Source organism: Singulisphaera rosea, from assembly GCF_054877945.1.
Genome location: NZ_JBTYIP020000034.1, coordinates 70,398 through 88,609, shown reverse-complemented (window position 1 = coordinate 88,609; position 18,212 = coordinate 70,398). Strand labels below are relative to the sequence as shown.

14 protein-coding genes are annotated in these 18,212 nt (G+C 64.1%); 10 read left to right on the top strand and 4 right to left on the bottom strand.

Features of this window, described 5'->3' with window-relative positions; genetic code table 11:
• Positions 1–4: 4 nt before the first annotated feature.
• Positions 5–586: a response regulator gene (locus tag ACYOEI_RS35465; RefSeq protein WP_462855020.1), complete on the bottom strand. Its 582-nt coding sequence runs from the start codon at positions 584–586 to the stop codon at positions 5–7.
• A gap of 471 nt (positions 587–1,057) precedes the next feature.
• Positions 1,058–2,905 (bottom strand): tRNA uridine-5-carboxymethylaminomethyl(34) synthesis enzyme MnmG, encoded by a 1,848-nt coding sequence (gene mnmG / locus ACYOEI_RS35460; protein WP_462855018.1) that lies wholly within the window; start codon positions 2,903–2,905, stop codon positions 1,058–1,060.
• Between the two features lie 271 nt (positions 2,906–3,176).
• Here mnmG and tpx point away from each other — a divergent pair, with 271 nt between their 5' ends.
• Positions 3,177–3,707, top strand: a complete 531-nt coding sequence (gene tpx / locus ACYOEI_RS35455; RefSeq protein ID WP_462855017.1) for a thiol peroxidase — start codon at positions 3,177–3,179, stop codon at positions 3,705–3,707.
• 142 nt (positions 3,708–3,849) lie between these two features.
• Here the strand turns inward: tpx and ACYOEI_RS35450 are convergent, their stop codons facing one another.
• Both ACYOEI_RS35450 and ACYOEI_RS35445 read right to left on the bottom strand, forming a co-directional pair.
• Positions 3,850–4,998, bottom strand: coding sequence for a M24 family metallopeptidase (locus ACYOEI_RS35450; protein ID WP_462855016.1), 1,149 nt, complete (start codon positions 4,996–4,998; stop codon positions 3,850–3,852).
• Positions 4,999–5,048: 50 nt separating this feature from the next.
• Positions 5,049–5,738, bottom strand: a complete 690-nt coding sequence (locus ACYOEI_RS35445; protein WP_462855014.1) for a 3-keto-disaccharide hydrolase — start codon at positions 5,736–5,738, stop codon at positions 5,049–5,051.
• 300 nt (positions 5,739–6,038) lie between these two features.
• Between ACYOEI_RS35445 and ACYOEI_RS35440 the strand changes: the two genes are divergently transcribed.
• The 9 genes from ACYOEI_RS35440 to ACYOEI_RS35400 all read left to right on the top strand — a co-directional run bounded on the left by ACYOEI_RS35440 (position 6,039) and on the right by ACYOEI_RS35400 (position 18,195).
• Positions 6,039–7,319 carry a hypothetical protein gene (locus ACYOEI_RS35440; RefSeq protein WP_462855013.1) on the top strand — a complete coding sequence of 427 codons (1,281 nt, stop codon included), beginning with the start codon at positions 6,039–6,041 and terminating at the stop codon, positions 7,317–7,319.
• 169 nt (positions 7,320–7,488) lie between these two features.
• Positions 7,489–7,689 carry a hypothetical protein gene (locus ACYOEI_RS35435; RefSeq protein WP_462855012.1) on the top strand — a complete coding sequence of 67 codons (201 nt, stop codon included), beginning with the start codon at positions 7,489–7,491 and terminating at the stop codon, positions 7,687–7,689.
• Positions 7,690–7,844: 155 nt separating this feature from the next.
• The gene (locus tag ACYOEI_RS35430) at positions 7,845–8,555 is read left to right on the top strand and encodes a nucleotide exchange factor GrpE (RefSeq protein ID WP_462855011.1); all 711 of its coding nucleotides are present in this window, start codon (positions 7,845–7,847) and stop codon (positions 8,553–8,555) included.
• 410 nt (positions 8,556–8,965) lie between these two features.
• Positions 8,966–10,633, top strand: coding sequence for an Hsp70 family protein (locus ACYOEI_RS35425; protein WP_462855010.1), 1,668 nt, complete (start codon positions 8,966–8,968; stop codon positions 10,631–10,633).
• A gap of 60 nt (positions 10,634–10,693) precedes the next feature.
• A complete protein-coding gene (locus ACYOEI_RS35420) occupies positions 10,694–11,359 on the top strand; it encodes a Uma2 family endonuclease (RefSeq protein ID WP_462855009.1) in 666 nt (221 codons plus the stop codon).
• A gap of 178 nt (positions 11,360–11,537) precedes the next feature.
• Positions 11,538–13,601: an Hsp70 family protein gene (locus tag ACYOEI_RS35415; RefSeq protein WP_462855007.1), complete on the top strand. Its 2,064-nt coding sequence runs from the start codon at positions 11,538–11,540 to the stop codon at positions 13,599–13,601.
• A complete protein-coding gene (locus tag ACYOEI_RS35410; protein ID WP_462855005.1) occupies positions 13,598–14,482 on the top strand; it encodes an FHA domain-containing protein in 885 nt (294 codons plus the stop codon). Before ACYOEI_RS35415 ends, ACYOEI_RS35410 begins: the two co-directional genes overlap by 4 nt.
• A 63-nt stretch (positions 14,483–14,545) precedes the next feature.
• A complete protein-coding gene (locus ACYOEI_RS35405) occupies positions 14,546–16,069 on the top strand; it encodes an FHA domain-containing protein (protein ID WP_462855004.1) in 1,524 nt (507 codons plus the stop codon).
• Positions 16,066–18,195, top strand: coding sequence for a VWA domain-containing protein (locus ACYOEI_RS35400; protein ID WP_462855003.1), 2,130 nt, complete (start codon positions 16,066–16,068; stop codon positions 18,193–18,195). Before ACYOEI_RS35405 ends, ACYOEI_RS35400 begins: the two co-directional genes overlap by 4 nt.
• Positions 18,196–18,212: the final 17 nt, after the last annotated feature.

Here is an 18,212-nt window from a genome sequence, read left to right as displayed (position 1 = left end):
AACGTCAATCGGTCGGGCCGGTCTCTATATCCAAGAGTCGGCAGACGCGGCGAATCAGTTCATCGATGTCGAGCGGCTTGTGAAGAAAGTCGTCCGCGCCCGCCTGGCGGAGCTCGTCGATCTTATCTTCTTCGACCATCCCCGAGATGCAGATGATCTTGATGTCGGACATCGTCGGATCACGCCGGATTAACTCGCAGACGGCCTGCCCGTTGATATCCGGCAGCATCACGTCGAGGATGATTAGGTCGGGGTGATACTCCTTGGCGAGCATCCCCGCGCCGAAGCCGTTGTTCACGACCTTCGTTTCGAACCGAGCGTCGTTCGCCAGGACGTCGGAGATCAGATCGACGACCGCCTGGTCATCGTCCACGATCAGGACCCGCCGCCGACCGCTCTCGAGCGCATCGGTAGGGATACTATTCTCTTTCATGAAGCGATAGAGCGCTTCCCGCGGGATCCTTCGAAACCGAGACCCGGGGACACGGAAACCCCGGAGCTGGCCCGAGTCGAAGCAGCGAATGATCGTCTGCTGGCTGACCTTGCAGATCTTCGCCGCTTCGCCCGTTGTGAAAACGGTCTTCATGGTCGGTTACATCCCATTCTGCGAGCTCAAGGGCTCGGTCGCTCCTTCTCCCGACGAGCCTGGGCCTCCCCAGAGCCATCGTCGGCTCCTCCTCCGCCTCCTTGCCAGGGTCGCTCCCTATGCTAACCCACCCCACCGAGGTGAGTCTAAGCAAGACCGCCCAGCCCCTCAACTGTTCTTTGTCGGTAAACTCTTCTGATTCTCGCGAAATTGCCAGGATTACCAACGCAGCCAATTATAGGGTGTCTTCCCAGCCTGTCAACCCGAATGATTGTCAGACTCTTCCGTAGTCGGTGAGTTTTGTCAAGAGTGAATAAACGTCCCAAGGCCCCAAATGAATTCGTTCGGCGAGTCCATTGCGAAAAGATGGGGGGGAGAAGCGAAGGGGAATTGTGGCTTACGAGGCAAAAAATCGACACGTGATACCTTATGGGAATGTTGAGCTTTCCGTATGGGGTAACCGGGGGATGTTCACCGTTGAGCCGGGATGGGCGGCCTGCCTTGCTTGAGGAAGACGAGGAGCGTGGCGATATCGGCCGGGTTCACTCCGCTGATGCGACCGGCCTGTCCGAGCGACTGCGGTCGGATCTTTTGAAACTTCTCCCGCGCCTCGGCCCGCAGTTGAGGAATTGAGGAATAATCGAGGTCCGTCGGCAGAGCCTTGTCCTCAAGCCGGCGGAACCGCTCGACCTGGAGGGCCTGACGATCGATATAGCCTCCGTATTTTGCCTCGATCGTCACCTGTTCAATGACTCCCGCGTCGTCGAGGCTATCCGCGAGCGGGGGATGTCGGAGGACGAGCTCATCCCAAGTCGTGGGAGGACGTCGGAGGATTTGGAAGAGCGTGTCCCCCCCGCTGCGAGTCGTCGTGAGAGTTGACCGCAACGCGTCGATTCGATCCTTCCTCGTTTCGAATCGAGACCAACGGACATCGTCAACAATCCCTACCTCCCGACCTCGAGGGGTAAGCCGGAGGTCGGCGTTGTCGGCCCGGAGGAGGAGCCGGTACTCCGCCCGGCTCGTGAACATCCGATACGGCTCGTCGACTCCTCGGGTGACGAGGTCATCGATGAGCACCCCGATGTAGGCCTCGGTCCGGTCGATAATGAAGGGTTCGGAGCCTCGGACGGAGAGTGCGGCGTTGACGCCGGCGACGAGCCCCTGGGCGGCGGCTTCCTCGTAACCGGTCGTGCCGTTGATCTGGCCGGCGAGGAAGAGGCCCTGAACTCCTTTTGACTCGAGCGAGGGGAGGAGTTGCGTCGGTGGGGCGAAGTCGTATTCCACGGCATAGCCGTACCGCATGATCTCGGCGTTCTCGAGACCGACGATCGAGGCGATGAACGTCTCCTGGACATCGCGGGGGAGGCTCGTGGAGATCCCGTTGCAGTAGTACTCGAGAGTCTGTCGCCCTTCTGGCTCGAGGAAGATTTGATGATGTTCGCGGTCGGCGAACCTGACGACCTTGTCCTCGATCGACGGGCAGTATCGCGGGCCGGTGCTCTGGATCTGGCCCGAGTACATTGGGGCACGGTGGAGGTTGGCGCGGATCAGGTCGTGGACGGCGGGGTTCGTCCCCGTGATGTGGCAGGGAAGCTGTTCCTGCAGGATCCGGTCGGTCATGAAGGAGAAGGGGACCGGTTCGGAGTCTCCGGGCTGGGGATCGAGTCGGGAGAAGTCGATCGTCCGGCCATTGAGCCGAGGCGGCGTGCCGGTCTTGAACCGCTGGAGCTCGAAGCCGAGGCTCCGGAGACTCCCCGACAGTCCTTCAGCGGAGGGGTCGCCCGCCCGGCCTCCAACGGTCCTGGATTCGCCCGTGTGCATGAGGGCCTGGAGGAACGTCCCCGTGGTGACGACGACGGCCCGGGCGCGATACTCGGCACCGCCTCGACACCTCAACCCGGCGATCCGCCCTCCCTCCTCGGTCAGGGATTCGATCATCTCCTGGCGTAGCGAGAGGTTGTCCTGGCGTTCGACGGTCAGCTTCGCGAGCGCCTGGTACGCCTTCTTGTCGCACTGGGCGCGGGGGCTGTGCATCGCCGGCCCCTTGCCCCGGTTGAGGAGCCGAAACTGGAGGGCGGTGGCGTCCGTGATTCGCCCCATCTCGCCGCCGAGCGCGTCGATCTCGCGGACGATCTGCCCTTTCGCGACGCCGCCGATCGCCGGGTTGCAGCTCATCTGCCCGACGGCATCGCAGTTGATCGTGAGCAAAGCCGTACGCCGGCCCATCCTCGCCGACGCGAGGGCGGCTTCGATCCCGGCGTGCCCCGCGCCGACCACGATGACGTCATACTGATAGGGATCGTTGCGCAAGGTCATCATGATCGGCTCAGCTCGGCGCGAATTCTCGTCTCGGTGTCCGTCGAGTTTTTATCATACCGAGCCGATCCGTCGAATCGTAGCCGTCGTGTCGGGCTCGATCGGGTTGCCGCGGTAGACTGCGGCGAGTTTTTCAGGCAGGCCCAAGGTGCGGCATGGCCCCCTTGTGGGACACCTATTTGCCCGTTCGACCGCTTGCGATCACGACGGAGGACTGGCTAAGTTGGTGGCTCGCGGGTGACGACGAGACCAACACCGAACGAAGAGAGCAACCATGGCCGAGACGCGCAAGGGTGAAGTGACGTTCAAGGGCAATCCCATCGAACTGGTCGGGCCCAAGCTCAAAGCGGGCGACAAGGCGCCGGAGTTCTCGTGCGTGGGGGCCGGGCTTGCCGCCGTCTCGCTGGCCGAGACTTCGGGCAAGGCGCGGCTGTTCAACGTCGTGCCCTCGCTCGACACGCCCGTATGCAACAAGCAGACGCACAAGTTCGCCGAGGAGCTGATCGCGCTCGGCGACAAGGTCGCGGCCTACACCGTCAGCCTCGACCTGCCGTTCGCGATGCAGCGATTCTGCACCGAAGCCAAGATCGAGAATCTCAAGAACCTCTCGGACGTCGCGAACCACAGCTTCGGCGAGAACTACGGGGTCCTGATCAAGGGGCTGCCGATCCCCCTCCTCGCTCGTGCGGTCATCGTGGTCGACCCGCAGGACACGATCCAGTACATCGAGATCGTCCCGGAAATCGCCGAAGAGCCGAACTATGACCCCGCCCTGGACGCCCTCAAGAAGGCCGCGGGGGCCTGAGCGTCTGTCCCGAAACCCGGTCTTTTCCTAAAGACCGGGTTTCTGACATCGTCGAGGCCGATCGCCCCATCCAGGGGTATCGCCGCCGACTCCCAAGGAAACCCGATTTTCAAGAAGAAATCGGGTTTCGGCACAGGTCTGTTCACTTCTGAGCGATCTGGATCTCGTGATGGGAAAGGCATTCGAACCCATCGGGCGTGATCAGGTAATTGCGCTCGAAGCGCATCCCGCCGTCCCCTTCGATGTAGAGGCCCGGCTCGATCGCGACGACGTCGCCAACCACCAGGGTGTCGGTGCTCTCGGGCACGAAGTAGGGGGGCTCGGGGTGTCCCAGGCCGAGCCCGTGGCCGCTGTGGCTCGGGAAGGCCGACTCGAGGCCGAGCTTCGCGAAATGCCCACGCACGGCTTCGTCGACGGACCGGCCGGTCGCCCCGGGCCGGAGCACCGCCTCGCCGGCGGTCATGGCCTCGACGCACGCCTGGAACATCGCGCTCTGGCGAGACGTTGGGCCGCCGCCGACCGCGAAGGTGTTCGTGAAGTCCCCGCGGTAGCCGAACACGATGACGGAGAAATCCAGGAGCAGGAGGTCGCCCTCCTCGATCACCCGCTGGCTCGGGGGGCCGCCCCGCTCGACCTCGCAACGAGGGCCCGAGACGAAGTCGCCGTACACGATCACCTGTTCCCGAAGGGCGTCCATCGCCGAGTCCTGGATGAGCTGGAAGATTTGCAGCTCGCTCATCCCCGGGACGGCCTTCGCCCTCGCCGCGGCCTGGGCGGCCTCGCCTGCACGCATCGACTTCTTGAGGACGGCGACCTCATCGGGGTCCTTCGCCCGCTTGAGCGGGCGGATCACCGGGTCGAGGTCGATTAGCTCGACACTCGAATTTGCCGAGCGTAGGCCCTCGACGATCGCGGCGGGGACGCTCGCCATCTCGACGCCGGCCCGCTTCGCCTTGATTTTCGCGAGATACTCGACGGCCGCGGAGGCGCGTAGCCCCTGCCGGTGGGGGGCCGACGTCTTGCCCGTGTACCAGGTCGGCGCGATCACCTCGTCGACGGCCGCGTGCTCGGTGAACGGGCCGGTCAGGTTGTCCGAGACCAGCGTCGCCTTGCCCGGCTCGAGGATGAGGATCGCTCCGGCATCCATCGATCGGAAGACGAAGGGTGACTGGGCATAGTTCGCGAAATAGATCAGATGCTGGGGATCGCCCAGGATCAAGACGTCGCAAGCGGCCGGCAGGCTCTTCCAGAGCCGTTCCCGGCGCGAGGCGCATCCCTCGGCGGTAAGCATTGAAGTCTTCCTTCTCTGATGTGTTCGGTTCGCAGGAGGGAGGGCCAGGCTCAGCCGAGGGGCTTGATCCAGATGTTGCGGAACAGGACCTCGTTGCCGTGATCCTGGAGCAAGAGCGGGCCGTCCTCGCCGACCTTGTTGCTCCCGCCGCCGGGAGTCATCTCGATCTCGGCATCGTCGATGATCTTGATCCCGTTCTGAACGACCGTGACCCGGGCCTTCTTCACGACCTTGTCGCCCTCGGCGCGAGCCTTGTGGAAGGTCACGTCGTAGGTCTGCCACTGGAGGGGGGGCTTGCATGCGTTGACCGAAGGGACGATCTGCTTGTAGATCGCGCCACAGTCGTTGTTCTGGAGCGTCAGCCCGTAAGAGTCGAGGACCTGGAGCTCATAGATCCCGGCGAGGTAGACGCCGCTGTTGCCCCTGGCCTGGCCCTTGGCCTTGGGCATGTAGGGGATGTTGAACTCGATGTGGAGCTGGAAGTCGCCGAAGCCCGCCTCGGTCATGATCGCGCCCTTGCGGGGGCTGACGATCATGAGCCCATCCTCGACGGTCCAGTCGGGCGTCGACTTGTCGCCGGCCTTGACCCAGCCCTTGAGATCCTCGCCATTGAAGAGAACCTTCGCCCCCTCCGGGGCCTTGATCCCGAGCGTCGAGGCCGATGCTTCCTCCGCCTTGAGGATGCTCGGCAACGAGAGCGGGGCGACCATTACCGCGAGCTTCAGCCAGGTTCGGGACATCGTCGCGAGGCTCCTTTGGATCGGGGAAAGCGTGTCCGAAGTGTCGACGCACCGACTGGCTCGGTCTTCGGCTCCGACCAGTTTAGCGATGCGGGTCGTCGGCACAAGGGGCGCACACCGACGATCGGACGACGTCGGAATCGGGACGGAAATGGTGGCACGTGCGTTGAATCCCTCGGGCTCGTCGGTGACGATGACATCGAGAGATGGCCGGCAAATCCGGGGAGTCGAGGGGCTGATGTCCCCCGTTCGACTCGTCCGAGACCCCGCGACGCCGGCCCTCGTTCGATCGGGTGCGTGATGCCGCTGGACTTGATGACCCGTCTCGACCCGCTGCGGCGGGTCCGCTGTCCCTTCTGCTTCGAACGGTTCGCCGCGTGCGAGATGCACATGCGTTGCGACGACCATTATTGTAAGACCGACTTCGCGAGGATGATCGAAGATCCCATCCTCTCCCGGGCGCTCAACGGGCGTCGAGGGATGATGGGAGGCTCGGCGCTCCGGAGCCCGTGGTGGACCGACCCCTGGACCGACGAACGTCGGGGGTGGCGACGGTTCTTCGACTGGATGATCCTCCCCGCGACGCTCGACTGCCCGAACTGCAGCCGACCGACCGACCTCCACCTGTGCCCTCGCTGCCACAGCCATCTCCCCGAGTCGGCGATCACGCTCGACCCCGGCCACATCGCGATCTTCGGCCCGCAGTCGGTCGGGAAGACGACGTATGTCACCGTGTTACTCCATGAACTCGACCATCGGGTCGGGCCCGAGATGGGATTCGTCCTCGACCCGCTGACCGACGAGGTCCGCGACCGTTACGAGCGGGAATACCACGAGCTGACCTACGGCGGCAGCCAGTTCGGCGTGGGCGAGGAACGCAACGGCGAGATCGCACGCCACAGCCACTCGGCCACGCCGAGCATCGAGACCAATCGGGGCGTCCTCCAACCGCTCGTCTATCGGCTTTCGAGACGTTCCGGAAAGAAACGCCGCGCCGCCTTGCTCTCGTTCTTCGACACGGCCGGCGAAGATTGGGAGATGAACCTCGACCTGCTCCGGAGCGAGGCCCGATACCTCGGTCAGGCCAAGGGGCTTCTCTTCCTCATCGATCCGCTTCGCATTCGCGAGGTCGCGCACGACCCTCGGCTTCACCTGACCGAGAAGGAGAGCCGGGTCCCCGCCGCCGACTACCTGACCGACATCCGGAAGCTCGTCACGTTCTTCAAACGCGTCCCCGTGAAGGTCCCCCTGGCGATCTGCCTCAACAAGCTCGACCGGTGGGGCCACCTGCTCCCACCGGGGACCCAACTCCATGAGTGGGCCCGAGGCCTCTCCACGACCCCGCCCGGCCCCGCCCTCGACCGTGCGATCAATGACGAGGTCCATTCCGCTCTCCGCCACTGGGGGGCCGCCGCGTTCCTCGAGCACGTCGCGGTCTCGTTCCCGAACCATCGCTTCTTCGCCTGCTCGGCCCTCGGAGACGCGGCCCAGCCTCGCGAAGACCTCCCCCAACCCTTGCCGACGCCGCTCCTCGTCGATCGGCCGGTCGTCTGGCTTTTGGAACAACAACAGGTGCTCTGACGAGCCCAATCTTGCACGCTCGACGTATTGGGCCCCGGCTCGCTTATGATTCGGTATTAACAAGTGCAGGACCAAGTGATGGACGGGTCGATCGCCTGTCGCACTAAGGATCTTAAAATCGTTCATATGATATGGTTTACGGTGGGCTGCGACGCCGGATTGGTGGTGCGTGAGTGCTCCGACGGTTTTCGCAGTTTCCCTCGGGCTCGGGGTCGTCGTGATGATTTCCGCGATCGCGTGGGATGTCCGCTGTCGCGTGAAGACGGACGGGCTACACTGGGCGGGAGTCTCGGCCTGGCTCGCCATCGCCGGGATCCAGTGCCTCATGCACCGTCTCTTCTTCTCGTCGGTCGACCTCGGGAGTTTCTGATGGCAGCGGATGGACCGCGGCTGCGAAGTGGGGTCGAGCCAGCGGATTCGATGATCGCGAGTCGGCTCGAGGGGACGAGAGACGGACTGACCGACTGATCTGGGATCAGGCCGCGAATTTTGAGGGGCGACGGCGAAGGCCGTCCTCATCCATCGATGTCCGACGATCTGAGTCTCGATGAAGAGTATGTCCTCCCGGTGGCGCCGGAACCGGTCGAGGAGGTCGTCCCCGACGTTGCGTTCGTCGTCCCGGCGCCTGCCTACGAAACCATCGCGACCGACGAGACCGTCGTCGTGGACGAGACGCACGACGTTGCGCCGATTCCGACCGTGCCAGCGACGCGGGAGGCGCCGACCGTCGACCTGGTTTCTGCCCTTGGAGAGTCGCTCCATCGAAAGCTGGATCATCTGCAGACGCTCTTCGAGCGAGAGATTCGCGCCGAGACGACGCGCGAGAAGGTCGTCGATCGCCTTCATTCGGAGCTTCAAGAGTACAAGCAGGACCTCCTCCTGAATGTGCTCCGTCCGGTGTTCGTCGACTTGATCCAACTTCATGACGACATCGGGAAAATCGTCGACTCGTGGCAAGGGGGCGACGAGGGGGCCGGGCGATTGCTCGACCTGATGCGGGGGTTCCAGCAAGGGATCGAAGACATCCTCTATCGGCAGGGGGTCGAGCCGTTCATAAACGAGGGGGAGGTCTTCGACCCTCGGCGACAACGGGCGGTTTCCACGGTCGCGACCGACGACCCCGCGGCGAACAAGGCGATTGCCGCGAGGCTCCGCAAAGGGTTTCTGGCGGGGGAGAAGGTCATCCGGCCCGAAATTGTTTCCGTCCATTCGTATAAGAAGCCTGCGACGAGTTGAGTAATGGTTGGGGGCTTTTCGCTTCCCGATCTTCCCGGGTTTCCGGGTGAACGGGTGACGGAGTCCGTGTCAGAAACCCGGTTTTGAAGAAAGACCGGGTTTCGAACACGAGCGACGAAACGAAATGTCCGGGCGGATTCGCGGCTTCTCGGTCGACGCCGGAGGTCTGTTCACGTTTGATTCACGGAGGGTTCGACGACGGATCCGAGGTCGGTCGGGCGCAACCTTTGTGAGATTCTTTAGTTCGGGCGAGTCGATCGCGGCGACTGACAATCGCGATCGGCGCCGATTACAATGAGAAAATAAGTCGACGGCGGGGGCGAATTACCACGCGAGTCGGCCGGGTGCCTCGTCCCGGATCCGGCCCACCGTCGATTCGATCGGCATCTTGCTACCCGGGAGTCCCAGTCGTGAGCGAAGGTCTCAAGCGCGTCTATGGGATCGATCTGGGGACCACGTACTCGGCGATCGCCTACGTCGACGAGCACGGCAAGCCGGTGATCGTGCCGAATCAGGAGAGCGAGCGGATCACCCCCTCGGTCGTCCTGTTCGACGGCGACAACGTCATCGTCGGCAACACGGCCAAGGAGTCGGCCAAGGTCGAGCCGCACCGGGTCGTCTCGCGCGTCAAGCAGCACATGGGCGACCCGAACTACGTCTTCGACCACGAAGGCCAGGTCTACGGGCCCGAGGACATCTCGTCGTTCGTCCTCCGTAAGGTCGTCGGCGATGCCGAACTCGCCCTCGGCGAGGGCCCTATCACTGATGTCGTGATCACGTGCCCCGCATACTTTGGTACGGCCGAGCGCGAAGCGACCGCGAACGCCGGACGGCTCGCCGGCCTGAACGTCCGGGCGGTCTTGAATGAGCCGACCGCGGCCGCCATCGCCTATGGCCTGGAGCAGGAGGAGGACCAGACCGTCCTCGTGTACGACCTCGGCGGCGGGACCTTCGACATCACGATGATCGAGATCAAGGACCGCCTGATCCGGGTCATCTGCACGGGCGGCGACCACCGCCTCGGCGGCACGCTCTGGGATGAGGCCGTCGTCATGTACCTCGCCGACCAGTTCCGCGAGCAGACCGGCGTCGACGCCGACCCCATGGACGACGCCGAGGTCCTCAACGACCTCTTCCTCCAGGCCGAGCGCGGCAAGAAGACGCTGACCCAGCGCGACAAGGCCCCCTTCCGAGTCACTCACGCCGGGCAGCAGGCCCGCGTCGAGCTCGATCGCGCCAAGTTCGAGGAGATCACCAAGCATCTCCTCGACCGCACGATCGAGCTGACCCGAGAGATGCTCGCCGATGCCCGCGCGAAGGGCTACGAAAGCTTCGAGAAGATCATCCTGGTCGGTGGCGCCACGAGGATGCCGCAAGTCCACGATCGGATCGTCGCCGACTTCGGCAAGGAGCCCGAGGTCTTCGACCCGGACGAAGCCGTTGCGAAGGGCGCGGCGTTGTTCGGCCTCAAGGAGTCGCTCGAGGTCTCCGTCCGCGAAATCCTCGCCCCGGAGGGTGCCGCGGCGGATGGCGACGAGGGGCCGATCCGGCTCGACGAGGTCCCCGAGGCCCAGGTCGCCGAGGCGCTCGACCGCCTCGAACGGCAGCTCGGCTTCACGCTCACCGGTCCGGTCCGCGAGCTGGTCAACACTCGAATCGTGAACGTCCTGAGCAAGAGCCTCGGCGTCGTCGCCCGCAACGACCAGAACCAGGAGGTTGTGGTCTACCTCCTGCCTCGGAACGGCGAGGTTCCGATGGAGCAGAGCACCGACTTCGGAACCGACACCGCCAACCAGTCCGGGGTCGACATCCGCGTCATGGCCGGCGAACGCGACAGCCCCGAGCCTCTCGACTGCCAGGATGTCGGGACCGCCACCCTCAACCTCCCCGCGAGCCTCCCCGCGCGGAGCCCGATCCGCGTCAAGTTCTCGATCAGCCGCGACGGCCGCCTGAACGTCTCCGCCACTGATCTCACTGGCGGAGGCACGATCGAGGTGGAATTCGAGACCGAGGCGGTGATGAATGCCGAAGATGTCGCCGAGCGCTCGTCGGCCCTCCGGCTACTCAATGTTTCGTGAGCCGAGGACGGCCGAGACTCGAATCCATGCGTCGATTTCTCCGGTAAGGGAGACCCAATATTGACCACCCTCATTACCCCGACACGCACCATCAGATCTGGTGTCATCCTCCGCCAGGTTGGGTGGGAGGGATACGAGGCGCTTCTCAACATCGTTGCGAATCGGCCGGTTCGGCTCACTTACGACCGAGGAGACCTCGAATTAATGGCCCCTCCCCCGATCCATGAGCTGTATCGGACGTTGATCGGAGAAATCATCGCCCTGGTCTGCAACGAGCTAGATATCCCGAGGATTGGGCAGGGCTCGACGACGTTCCGGCGTAAGGATGTCGATCGAGGACTCGAGCCCGACCAGTGCTACTACTTCGAAAATGCCGCTCGGATTCGTGATCGGAGTCAAATCCATCTCGACAATGATCCGCCTCCCGACCTCGCGATTGAAATCGACATCACCAGCAGTTCCCTCGACCGATTGGGGATCTACGAGGCCCTCGGAATTCCTGAGGTCTGGCGATTCGACGGAGTTGCATTCATCGTATTGCGACTCGGCGTCGATCGTCACTACGAGCCCGTAGAAGCGAGCGTCGTTCTGCCGTTGCTTCCTATGAAAGACGTTGCACGACTGATACACGAGTACGATTCCAACAATGATACTCGCTGGAGCCGAAAGGTCGTGACTTGGATCCGTGATGAAGTAATTCCAAGATCGGAAGGGGAACCAATTTGACCATCACAAGGCTGTCCAAAACCTCGGTGGGGTGAACTGCTGAGTAAACCCTCTCAAAGAAGGATAAGGCGACCCTGGTTGAAAATAATTTCAAGACAATGAGTTTCTCAATAATCGTTTTAAAGAACGAAGTTGCGTTTCGGTCCGTGCGCCCGAGGAATTATATGGACGGGTGATCATGGGAACATTTGTCGGCATTGACCTGGGAACGACCAACTCCGTGGTCGCTTACCGCAACGCGTATGGCCGGCCGGAGGTCATCGCGAATCGCGAGGGGCAGAATATTACGCCGTCGGTCATCTACTTCGGGACCGACCCGCCGGCCGTGGGGCAGGAGGCGAAGGAGTGGGCCAGACTGGGGAATGACGAGATCGCCAGTTTCTTCAAGCCCCACATGGGGAGTCCCACCTATCAGCTTCGCTACCATGACCGCGACTATAACGCCTCGGACCTCTCGGCACTGATCCTGAAGAGGCTGAAGGAGGATGCGGAGAGCAAGCTCGGGGAGATCGTCGACCGCGCGGTGATCACAGTTCCGGCCTATTTCGCCGACGCCCAGCGCAAGGCCACGATCGAGGCGGGGAACGCGGCCGGGCTCGAGGTGCTCGGGATCATCAACGAGCCGACCGCCGCGGCGCTCGCCTACGGCCTCCAGAAGTCGGGGGTGACCGAGACGGTCCTCATTTACGACCTCGGGGGGGGCACCTTCGACGTCACCATCGCCCGGATCACGCCCGACGAGGTCGGTGTCCTCAGTACGGCCGGCGACCACGACCTCGGCGGCAAGAACTGGGACGACCGGATCGCCACCTATCTCTCCGAGAAGTTCGCGTCCGACGCCGGGATCGACCCTCTCGACGACCCCGTTGCTTTGAATGAAGTCCTCGTGCGCAGTGAGCAGGCCAAGTGGGCCCTCTCGGACCGGACATCGGCCAGGATCACCCTCCAGATCGGGGCGGAACGCCGGGGCTACGAGCTGAGCCGGTCGGACTTCGAGAACTTGACTTTCCCGCTCATGGACCGGACTCGTCGCTTGACCGAGGAGGCGCTCGAGGAGGCGAAACTCGGCTGGAAGGATCTCGCCGGGGTGCTCCTGGTCGGCGGTTCCACGCGGATGCCGATGGTCCGCTCCTACGTGACGCAGATGGCGGGCTATCCTCCCAGGACAGGCGTTAATGTGGACGAGGTGGTCGCCCTCGGCGCGGCGATGCACGCGGCGATGGCCGTGGGCCAGTCGTCGCAGGATGCAACCCCCAGGTTCACCCTCGTTGGGGCCCGCCGCGTCCTGGACGTGATGTCGCACAGCCTCGGGAGCGTCGCCGTCAATCCCGAGGGGACGGCCTACGTCAACGACATCGTTATCAGGCGCAACCTACCGATCCCCGCCGAAAACACCAAAAGCTACCTCCACGCCACGCACGGAGGCGCCAACTCGACCCTCGAGGTCTACCTGACTCAAGGAGAGAGCGTGCATCCGCTCGACTGCACGATCCTCGGTAAATATGTCTTCTCGGGAATTCAACCCACGGATGCCGAGGTGACGATTGACCTGGGGATGTCGTACGACGCCAACGGCGTCGTCCATGTGCAGGCCACCCAACGCGACACCGGTCATATCCTGTCGATGTCGGTCGAACCCGTCCCCGATGATCTTTCCTGGCTCGGACGGCCGCCCGAAGCACCCGAGATCGTCCTCGAGGCTTTGCCGATCCGAGCCTATCTGATGATCGACGTCTCGGCGAGCATGGCCGGATTCCCCCTGGTCGAGGCCCAGACCGCCGCCCGCGAGTTCCTGGAACGTTGCGACTTCACCAGGATGGAGGTCGGCCTGATCTCGTTTTCAAGCCAGGTGAACCTCCAGGCCGAGGCCACCGACAACGCTCGCAAGGTCCAGGCGGCGATCGGTCGACTCGAACCGGAGAGCAGCACGAACCTGACCGATGCGCTGGCCCTGGCCCGAGATCGGCTCGCCATGGCGGACCGTACCCGTTATATCGTGATCCTCACCGACGGCTACCCCGACGCCCCCGAGAGTGCTGTGGAGCAGGCCCAACTCGCCAAGCAAGACGGGATCGAGGTCGTCGCGATCGGGATCGCCGAGGCCGACCTCGACTACCTGCGACGCCTCGCGAGCACCGAGGCGGGCTCGATCTTCGCCCATGCGGGCGAGCTCGTGAAGACGTTTGGCCACATTGCCCGGGTCATCTCCGAGGGAGGCCGTAGCTTGCGGAAGCTTTCATGAGCCGAACGGCGACCCTCGCCCCGCCCGTCCGCGTGCGCTCGGCGAACCTGAGGCAGGCCTATGACCTCGCGGTGGCCGGGGCGCTCGGCGGAGTCTTCGGGCTTTACCTCGACGTCGAACTGGTCCACGTGGCCGAGGTCTGGGCCCGAGACGTGTTCGCCGGCCTTTTCATCGGCGGCTCGATCGGCTTCTTCCTGAACGGTTACGGCTCGTTCCGCAGTGGGGCGTGGACGAAGTTTTGTCGCGCCGCGACGGTGGGGATGGTCGCCGGGGCCCTGGGCGGTGCGCTCGGGCTGGTTCTCGGCGAGGTCGTCATCGGCGTCTTCAAGGGGGGGCTCGTCGGCCGGGCGGTGTCCTGGGCGGTGCTCGGTCTCGGCATCGGCGTCAGCCAGGGGCTGGCCGATCGTTCACGACAGCGCATGATCTTCGGAGTGATCGGGGGGGGGCTCGGCGGCCTGGTCGGGGGCTATCTCTTCGAATGGCTCCGGGTGGCTCTCGGCAACCATTACACGGTCAGCCAAGGGGTGGGAATCGCGATCCTCGGCGCCGGGCTCGGCCTGTTTCTCGCTCTGGTGGAACAGGCCCTGAGGCGCGTCTGGGTCCAGGTCCTCAGAGGGCGTCAGGAGGGGCAATGTTTCCTCCTGACAAAGCCGGTCTCGAAGGTCGGGCTCGACGAACGCGCGGAGATCGGCCTCTTCGGCGACCGCGAGGTCGCTCGGCGGCACGCGGAGATCGAGGCGACGCCCGAAGGGTTTCGACTCCGCAGCTATGCCCCGAGCGGCAAGACTCGAGTCAACGGCGCCGTCGTCGACTCCCAGCTTTTAAGCGACGGCGATCGAATCGAGCTTGGCCAGACGCTTCTCGTCTTCCGGCGACGGTGATCAACGTCTTACCGTTGGTGATGTCGATCGCTGGTACGAAACATTCGACCCTTCGGTTTTGAAATGAAATCGATCACCTGGTCGCTCGAAGTCATCCGTGGTCGAGACACCGGTCATACCTACGCGCTTGCGCCCGGGGAGATGGTGCTTGGGAATGCGCTCAATGGCACTCCCGGCCTCGATCTCGGCCGGCATGAAGGGGACGGTCCGAGGAAGATGGCGGCTCGCCAGGCGAGTCTCCGCCGCTCGGAACAAGGGCTCGCGCTCCAGGATCTCGAAAGCCCCGGGGGGACCTTCGTCAACCGACAACGGCTCCTGCCGGGTCAGTCGCGGACGCTCCAGTTGGGGGATGTCATCCAACTGGGCAGCGTCCAATTGAAGGTCGTCGGGCCGTCTCATCCGGTCTCACCCGAGCCCATCTCACCCTCGGCGGTTGCCCCACCGTCGAAGCCCAACCCGCCGCCACCGATTCCCTCCACGACGACGACAACAGTAGCATCGAAGGCCTCAACCCTCCCGACGCCGTTCGTCCTTGCCTCCGGGGCGACCTGCCGCACGTGGGACGACTTCCTGACGATCTCGGCGCAGCGTTGGGCGAGTTTGCGGGACGAACTGAGCTCGGGCCGGCTTGCCGCGTATTTCGTGACGATCCAGAAGGCTGCCTTCGCCCCTCCGCCGAATGGGCCCGGCTCGCCCGACGAACGGCTCGATGCCTGGCTGGCGACCCTGCCCACGTCGCGGCCGGCCCAACCCGAACTCGACGTGCACCCCGCAACGATCGTTGTTCGCGCGGTTCCCGGAGGTGGGTCGACACGTGCGTCGTTCAAGGCGACCAACACGGGTTACCGCCTGCTCCGGTCGACCATTCGCGTCGACCCGGAGTGCGCAGGCTGGATCCGAATCATACCCGGATCTCAAACGTCGCCGTTCACGACGGTCGACCAGACCGAGATCACGCTCGAGCTGACGATCCCGGAAGGTTCTTCGTTGCCACGCCCCGGGTTCCTCACCGTCGAGAGCAACGGCGGCTCGAAACGCGTTGAAGTCCGCCTGGAGAGGCCGTCGGCTGGCGGATTTTCGTCGATCGACGCCGCCGCAACGTCCGAGAGCTTCGACCTCTTCGATCTCCTCTCCGGTCAATCGTTCTCGCGCCGAGTCGCCGTGTTCGGCCTCGTGGCCATGTGTCTCCGACTCGTCGTCGTCATCGGAGGGTTGAACTCGGCGGTCTTCGCGTCGAAGGGCGATGCGTCGACCTCGGCGGGGATGACGCCGCCATCCGAGTTCTTCGCCATCGCGACGATATTTGCGTTAGGGTTCGCCGCCCTCATGTCTTTGGTCGCGAGCCGGTCGTCGACGAGTAAGCAACTCATCTTCCCTTGGTTAGCGGCGGCAAGTGTCGGCCTGTTCGTGACCGCGACGGTCACCGCCTTGCGTCAACTCATCGAAGCTCCGCTCGGTTTGGGAATGGGCTTCTTCTGGGGTTCGCTGCTCCCGTTGGTGCTGTGGGGAGGACTGGGCGCGATCCTCGGAGTGGCGTCGACCCGGTTGTTCCCGACGCGAACGAAAGAGCCGGAGGTAGGACGATGAGCCGACCCTTGATCGTCTTCGGGCTGGTTTGGGTCCTTCTCTGGGCGTGGACTCCGACTCGGGGGGCCGACGCAGGGCCCACCGACGCCGAGGTCAACCAGGCGATCTCTCGAGGCCTGGACTACGTCAAATCCCAGCGCGAGCCGCAGGGGAACTGGGTCTACAGTTTCAACCATACCCATGACCTCGGGATCACGGCGCTCGCCGGGCTGGCCCTCCTGGAAAACGGGGTCGAACGCTCCGACCCGGTCATCACCTCGGCGGACGAGGTGATCCGCACCCTGGCGCCGCGGTCGAACCAGAGTTACGACCTGGCGCTCGCCATCCTGTTCATGGCCCGGGTCCAGCCCGAGAGCCGCGGGAAAAATGACGTGATGATCCGGCGGCTCGCCGCTCGCCTCGACGGGGGAGAGCAGGGGGGGATGTGGACCTATACGGTCCCACTCAAGCCGAGGGAGGATGACGAAGAGCGGGCCAGCGACCGAGAAAAGGCCGAGTCGAGACGTCGACGAGCGAAGTCGGGTGACAATTCCAACACTCAGTTCGCCCTCCTGGGGATGTGGGCCGGGGGGCGGCACGAGTTCGACCCTAATGATGCGTTGGAGGCCATCGACCGCCACTTCCGGGAGTCGCAGAACGAGGACGGTCGTTGGGGCTATGTGCCGGGGGCGTCCGGGACTCGATCGATGACTTGTGCGGGCTTGATGGGGATGGCGATCGGCGCGGCCCGGCCCCAACTCGCCGAACGGCAGACGGCGCGGGCGCGGGGTGCCCTCCTTGCCGCCGACCCCGCCTTCTCCGCCGCCCTCGCGGCCGTCACGGAAGACGCTCGTAAGATCGGGCCCCAGTCGGAAACGTACTACCTCTGGTCTCTCGAAAGGGTCTGCGTCGCCCTCGGGCTCCGACTACTCGGGGACTTCGATTGGTATTCGGCCGGCGCGAAAGAGTTGCTCCGTCGCCAGAGAGACGACGGAAGCTGGCCCGAGGAGCAGTGGGGATCGCTGCCGAACTCGTGCCTTGCGCTCCTGTTTCTGAGGAAGGCTAACCTAGCGTTCGAACTCGACCGAGTCCTCAAGCTCCCCGGAGCCCCCCGTCCGGTTGAGCTGGTGGCGGCCGATGTGGCGCCCCCACCTGCACCGCCGGCGGGGGAGCCCAAAGGAGCCACACCAGCCGAGCCCCAGGACGAGGCGCGGGTGACCGTCACAGGCGCCAGCGATGCGAAGTTCCCCGAAATCTCGGTCGAATTCGAGGTCAAGAAGCCGGACGGCTCTTACCTCCTCGACGCGAAGCGCGACGACTTCCGCGTGACCGAATATGACCAGCCCGTCACCATCACGGGCTTCCAGGCCCCTCGGGAGGTGCAGGCCCATCCCACGACGGTCGTCCTGGTGGTCGACCGAAGCAAGAGCATGGAGTTGGAGAATCGGATCGGCAGCCTCAAACAGGCTGTCGGAACCTTCATGCAAGGGCTGCCGAAGGGCTCGCGCGTGGCCGTCGTGGCGTTCGGCTCGGAGGTGAGGACGATCTGTCCGTTCACGGACGACCCCGAGCAAGTCCGGTCGTCCGTCAATGCGCTGACGCCGGAAGGGGCGACACGGTATTACGATGGCGTCGCCGAGGCCCTCGAAATGCTCTCCACCCAGTCCGGCCGACGGGCCGTCCTGGCTCTCACGGACGGGGAGGATACATTCAGCCAGTCGGCGAAGATCGACACCGTCATCGTCGCGGCCCGAAGACTGGGACTTCCCGTTCACACGCTCGGGCTCGGAACCGAGGATGAGATCGAGAGCGACGCCCTTCGTCGCCTTGCGGTCGAAACTCGAGGGCAATACTACCCCGCCCAGGAGGCCGCCCAGCTCCGGTCGGTCTATGAGCAAATTGCGGAACGAATCCGTTCGAGTTACACCCTGGTTTACAAGACGGATCGAAAGCTTCCCGACGGCACCTTACGTCCGGTCCGCATCTCGTATCGAGCGAGCCGGCAGGCGGGTGAGACGAGCGTCTTCATCCCGGGCATGGTCGTCCCGGCCTCCGGCTGGCCCGGACTGTTCCTCATCCTGGTCGGGAGCCTGGTCGGCCTTGCCGTCCTCCCCGACCTCCTCTCCCGACGCAAGGCGACCCCCTGACGGCCCAGGACCACCCC

Excerpts from the sequence above, each read along its gene's own strand:
- mnmG (WP_462855018.1), bottom strand. The coding sequence starts at position 2,905 with ATGATGACCTTGCGCAACGATCCCTATCAGTATGACGTCATCGTGGTC.
- ACYOEI_RS35400 (WP_462855003.1), top strand. The coding sequence starts at position 16,066 with ATGAGCCGACCCTTGATCGTCTTCGGGCTGGTTTGGGTCCTTCTCTGG.
- ACYOEI_RS35440 (WP_462855013.1), top strand. The coding sequence starts at position 6,039 with ATGCCGCTGGACTTGATGACCCGTCTCGACCCGCTGCGGCGGGTCCGC.
- ACYOEI_RS35415 (WP_462855007.1), top strand. The coding sequence starts at position 11,538 with ATGGGAACATTTGTCGGCATTGACCTGGGAACGACCAACTCCGTGGTC.
- ACYOEI_RS35445 (WP_462855014.1), bottom strand. The coding sequence starts at position 5,738 with ATGTCCCGAACCTGGCTGAAGCTCGCGGTAATGGTCGCCCCGCTCTCG.
- ACYOEI_RS35405 (WP_462855004.1), top strand. The coding sequence starts at position 14,546 with ATGAAATCGATCACCTGGTCGCTCGAAGTCATCCGTGGTCGAGACACC.
- tpx (WP_462855017.1), top strand. The coding sequence starts at position 3,177 with ATGGCCGAGACGCGCAAGGGTGAAGTGACGTTCAAGGGCAATCCCATC.
- ACYOEI_RS35465 (WP_462855020.1), bottom strand. The coding sequence starts at position 586 with ATGAAGACCGTTTTCACAACGGGCGAAGCGGCGAAGATCTGCAAGGTC.
- ACYOEI_RS35430 (WP_462855011.1), top strand. The coding sequence starts at position 7,845 with ATGTCCGACGATCTGAGTCTCGATGAAGAGTATGTCCTCCCGGTGGCG.
- ACYOEI_RS35410 (WP_462855005.1), top strand. The coding sequence starts at position 13,598 with ATGAGCCGAACGGCGACCCTCGCCCCGCCCGTCCGCGTGCGCTCGGCG.
- ACYOEI_RS35450 (WP_462855016.1), bottom strand. The coding sequence starts at position 4,998 with ATGCTTACCGCCGAGGGATGCGCCTCGCGCCGGGAACGGCTCTGGAAG.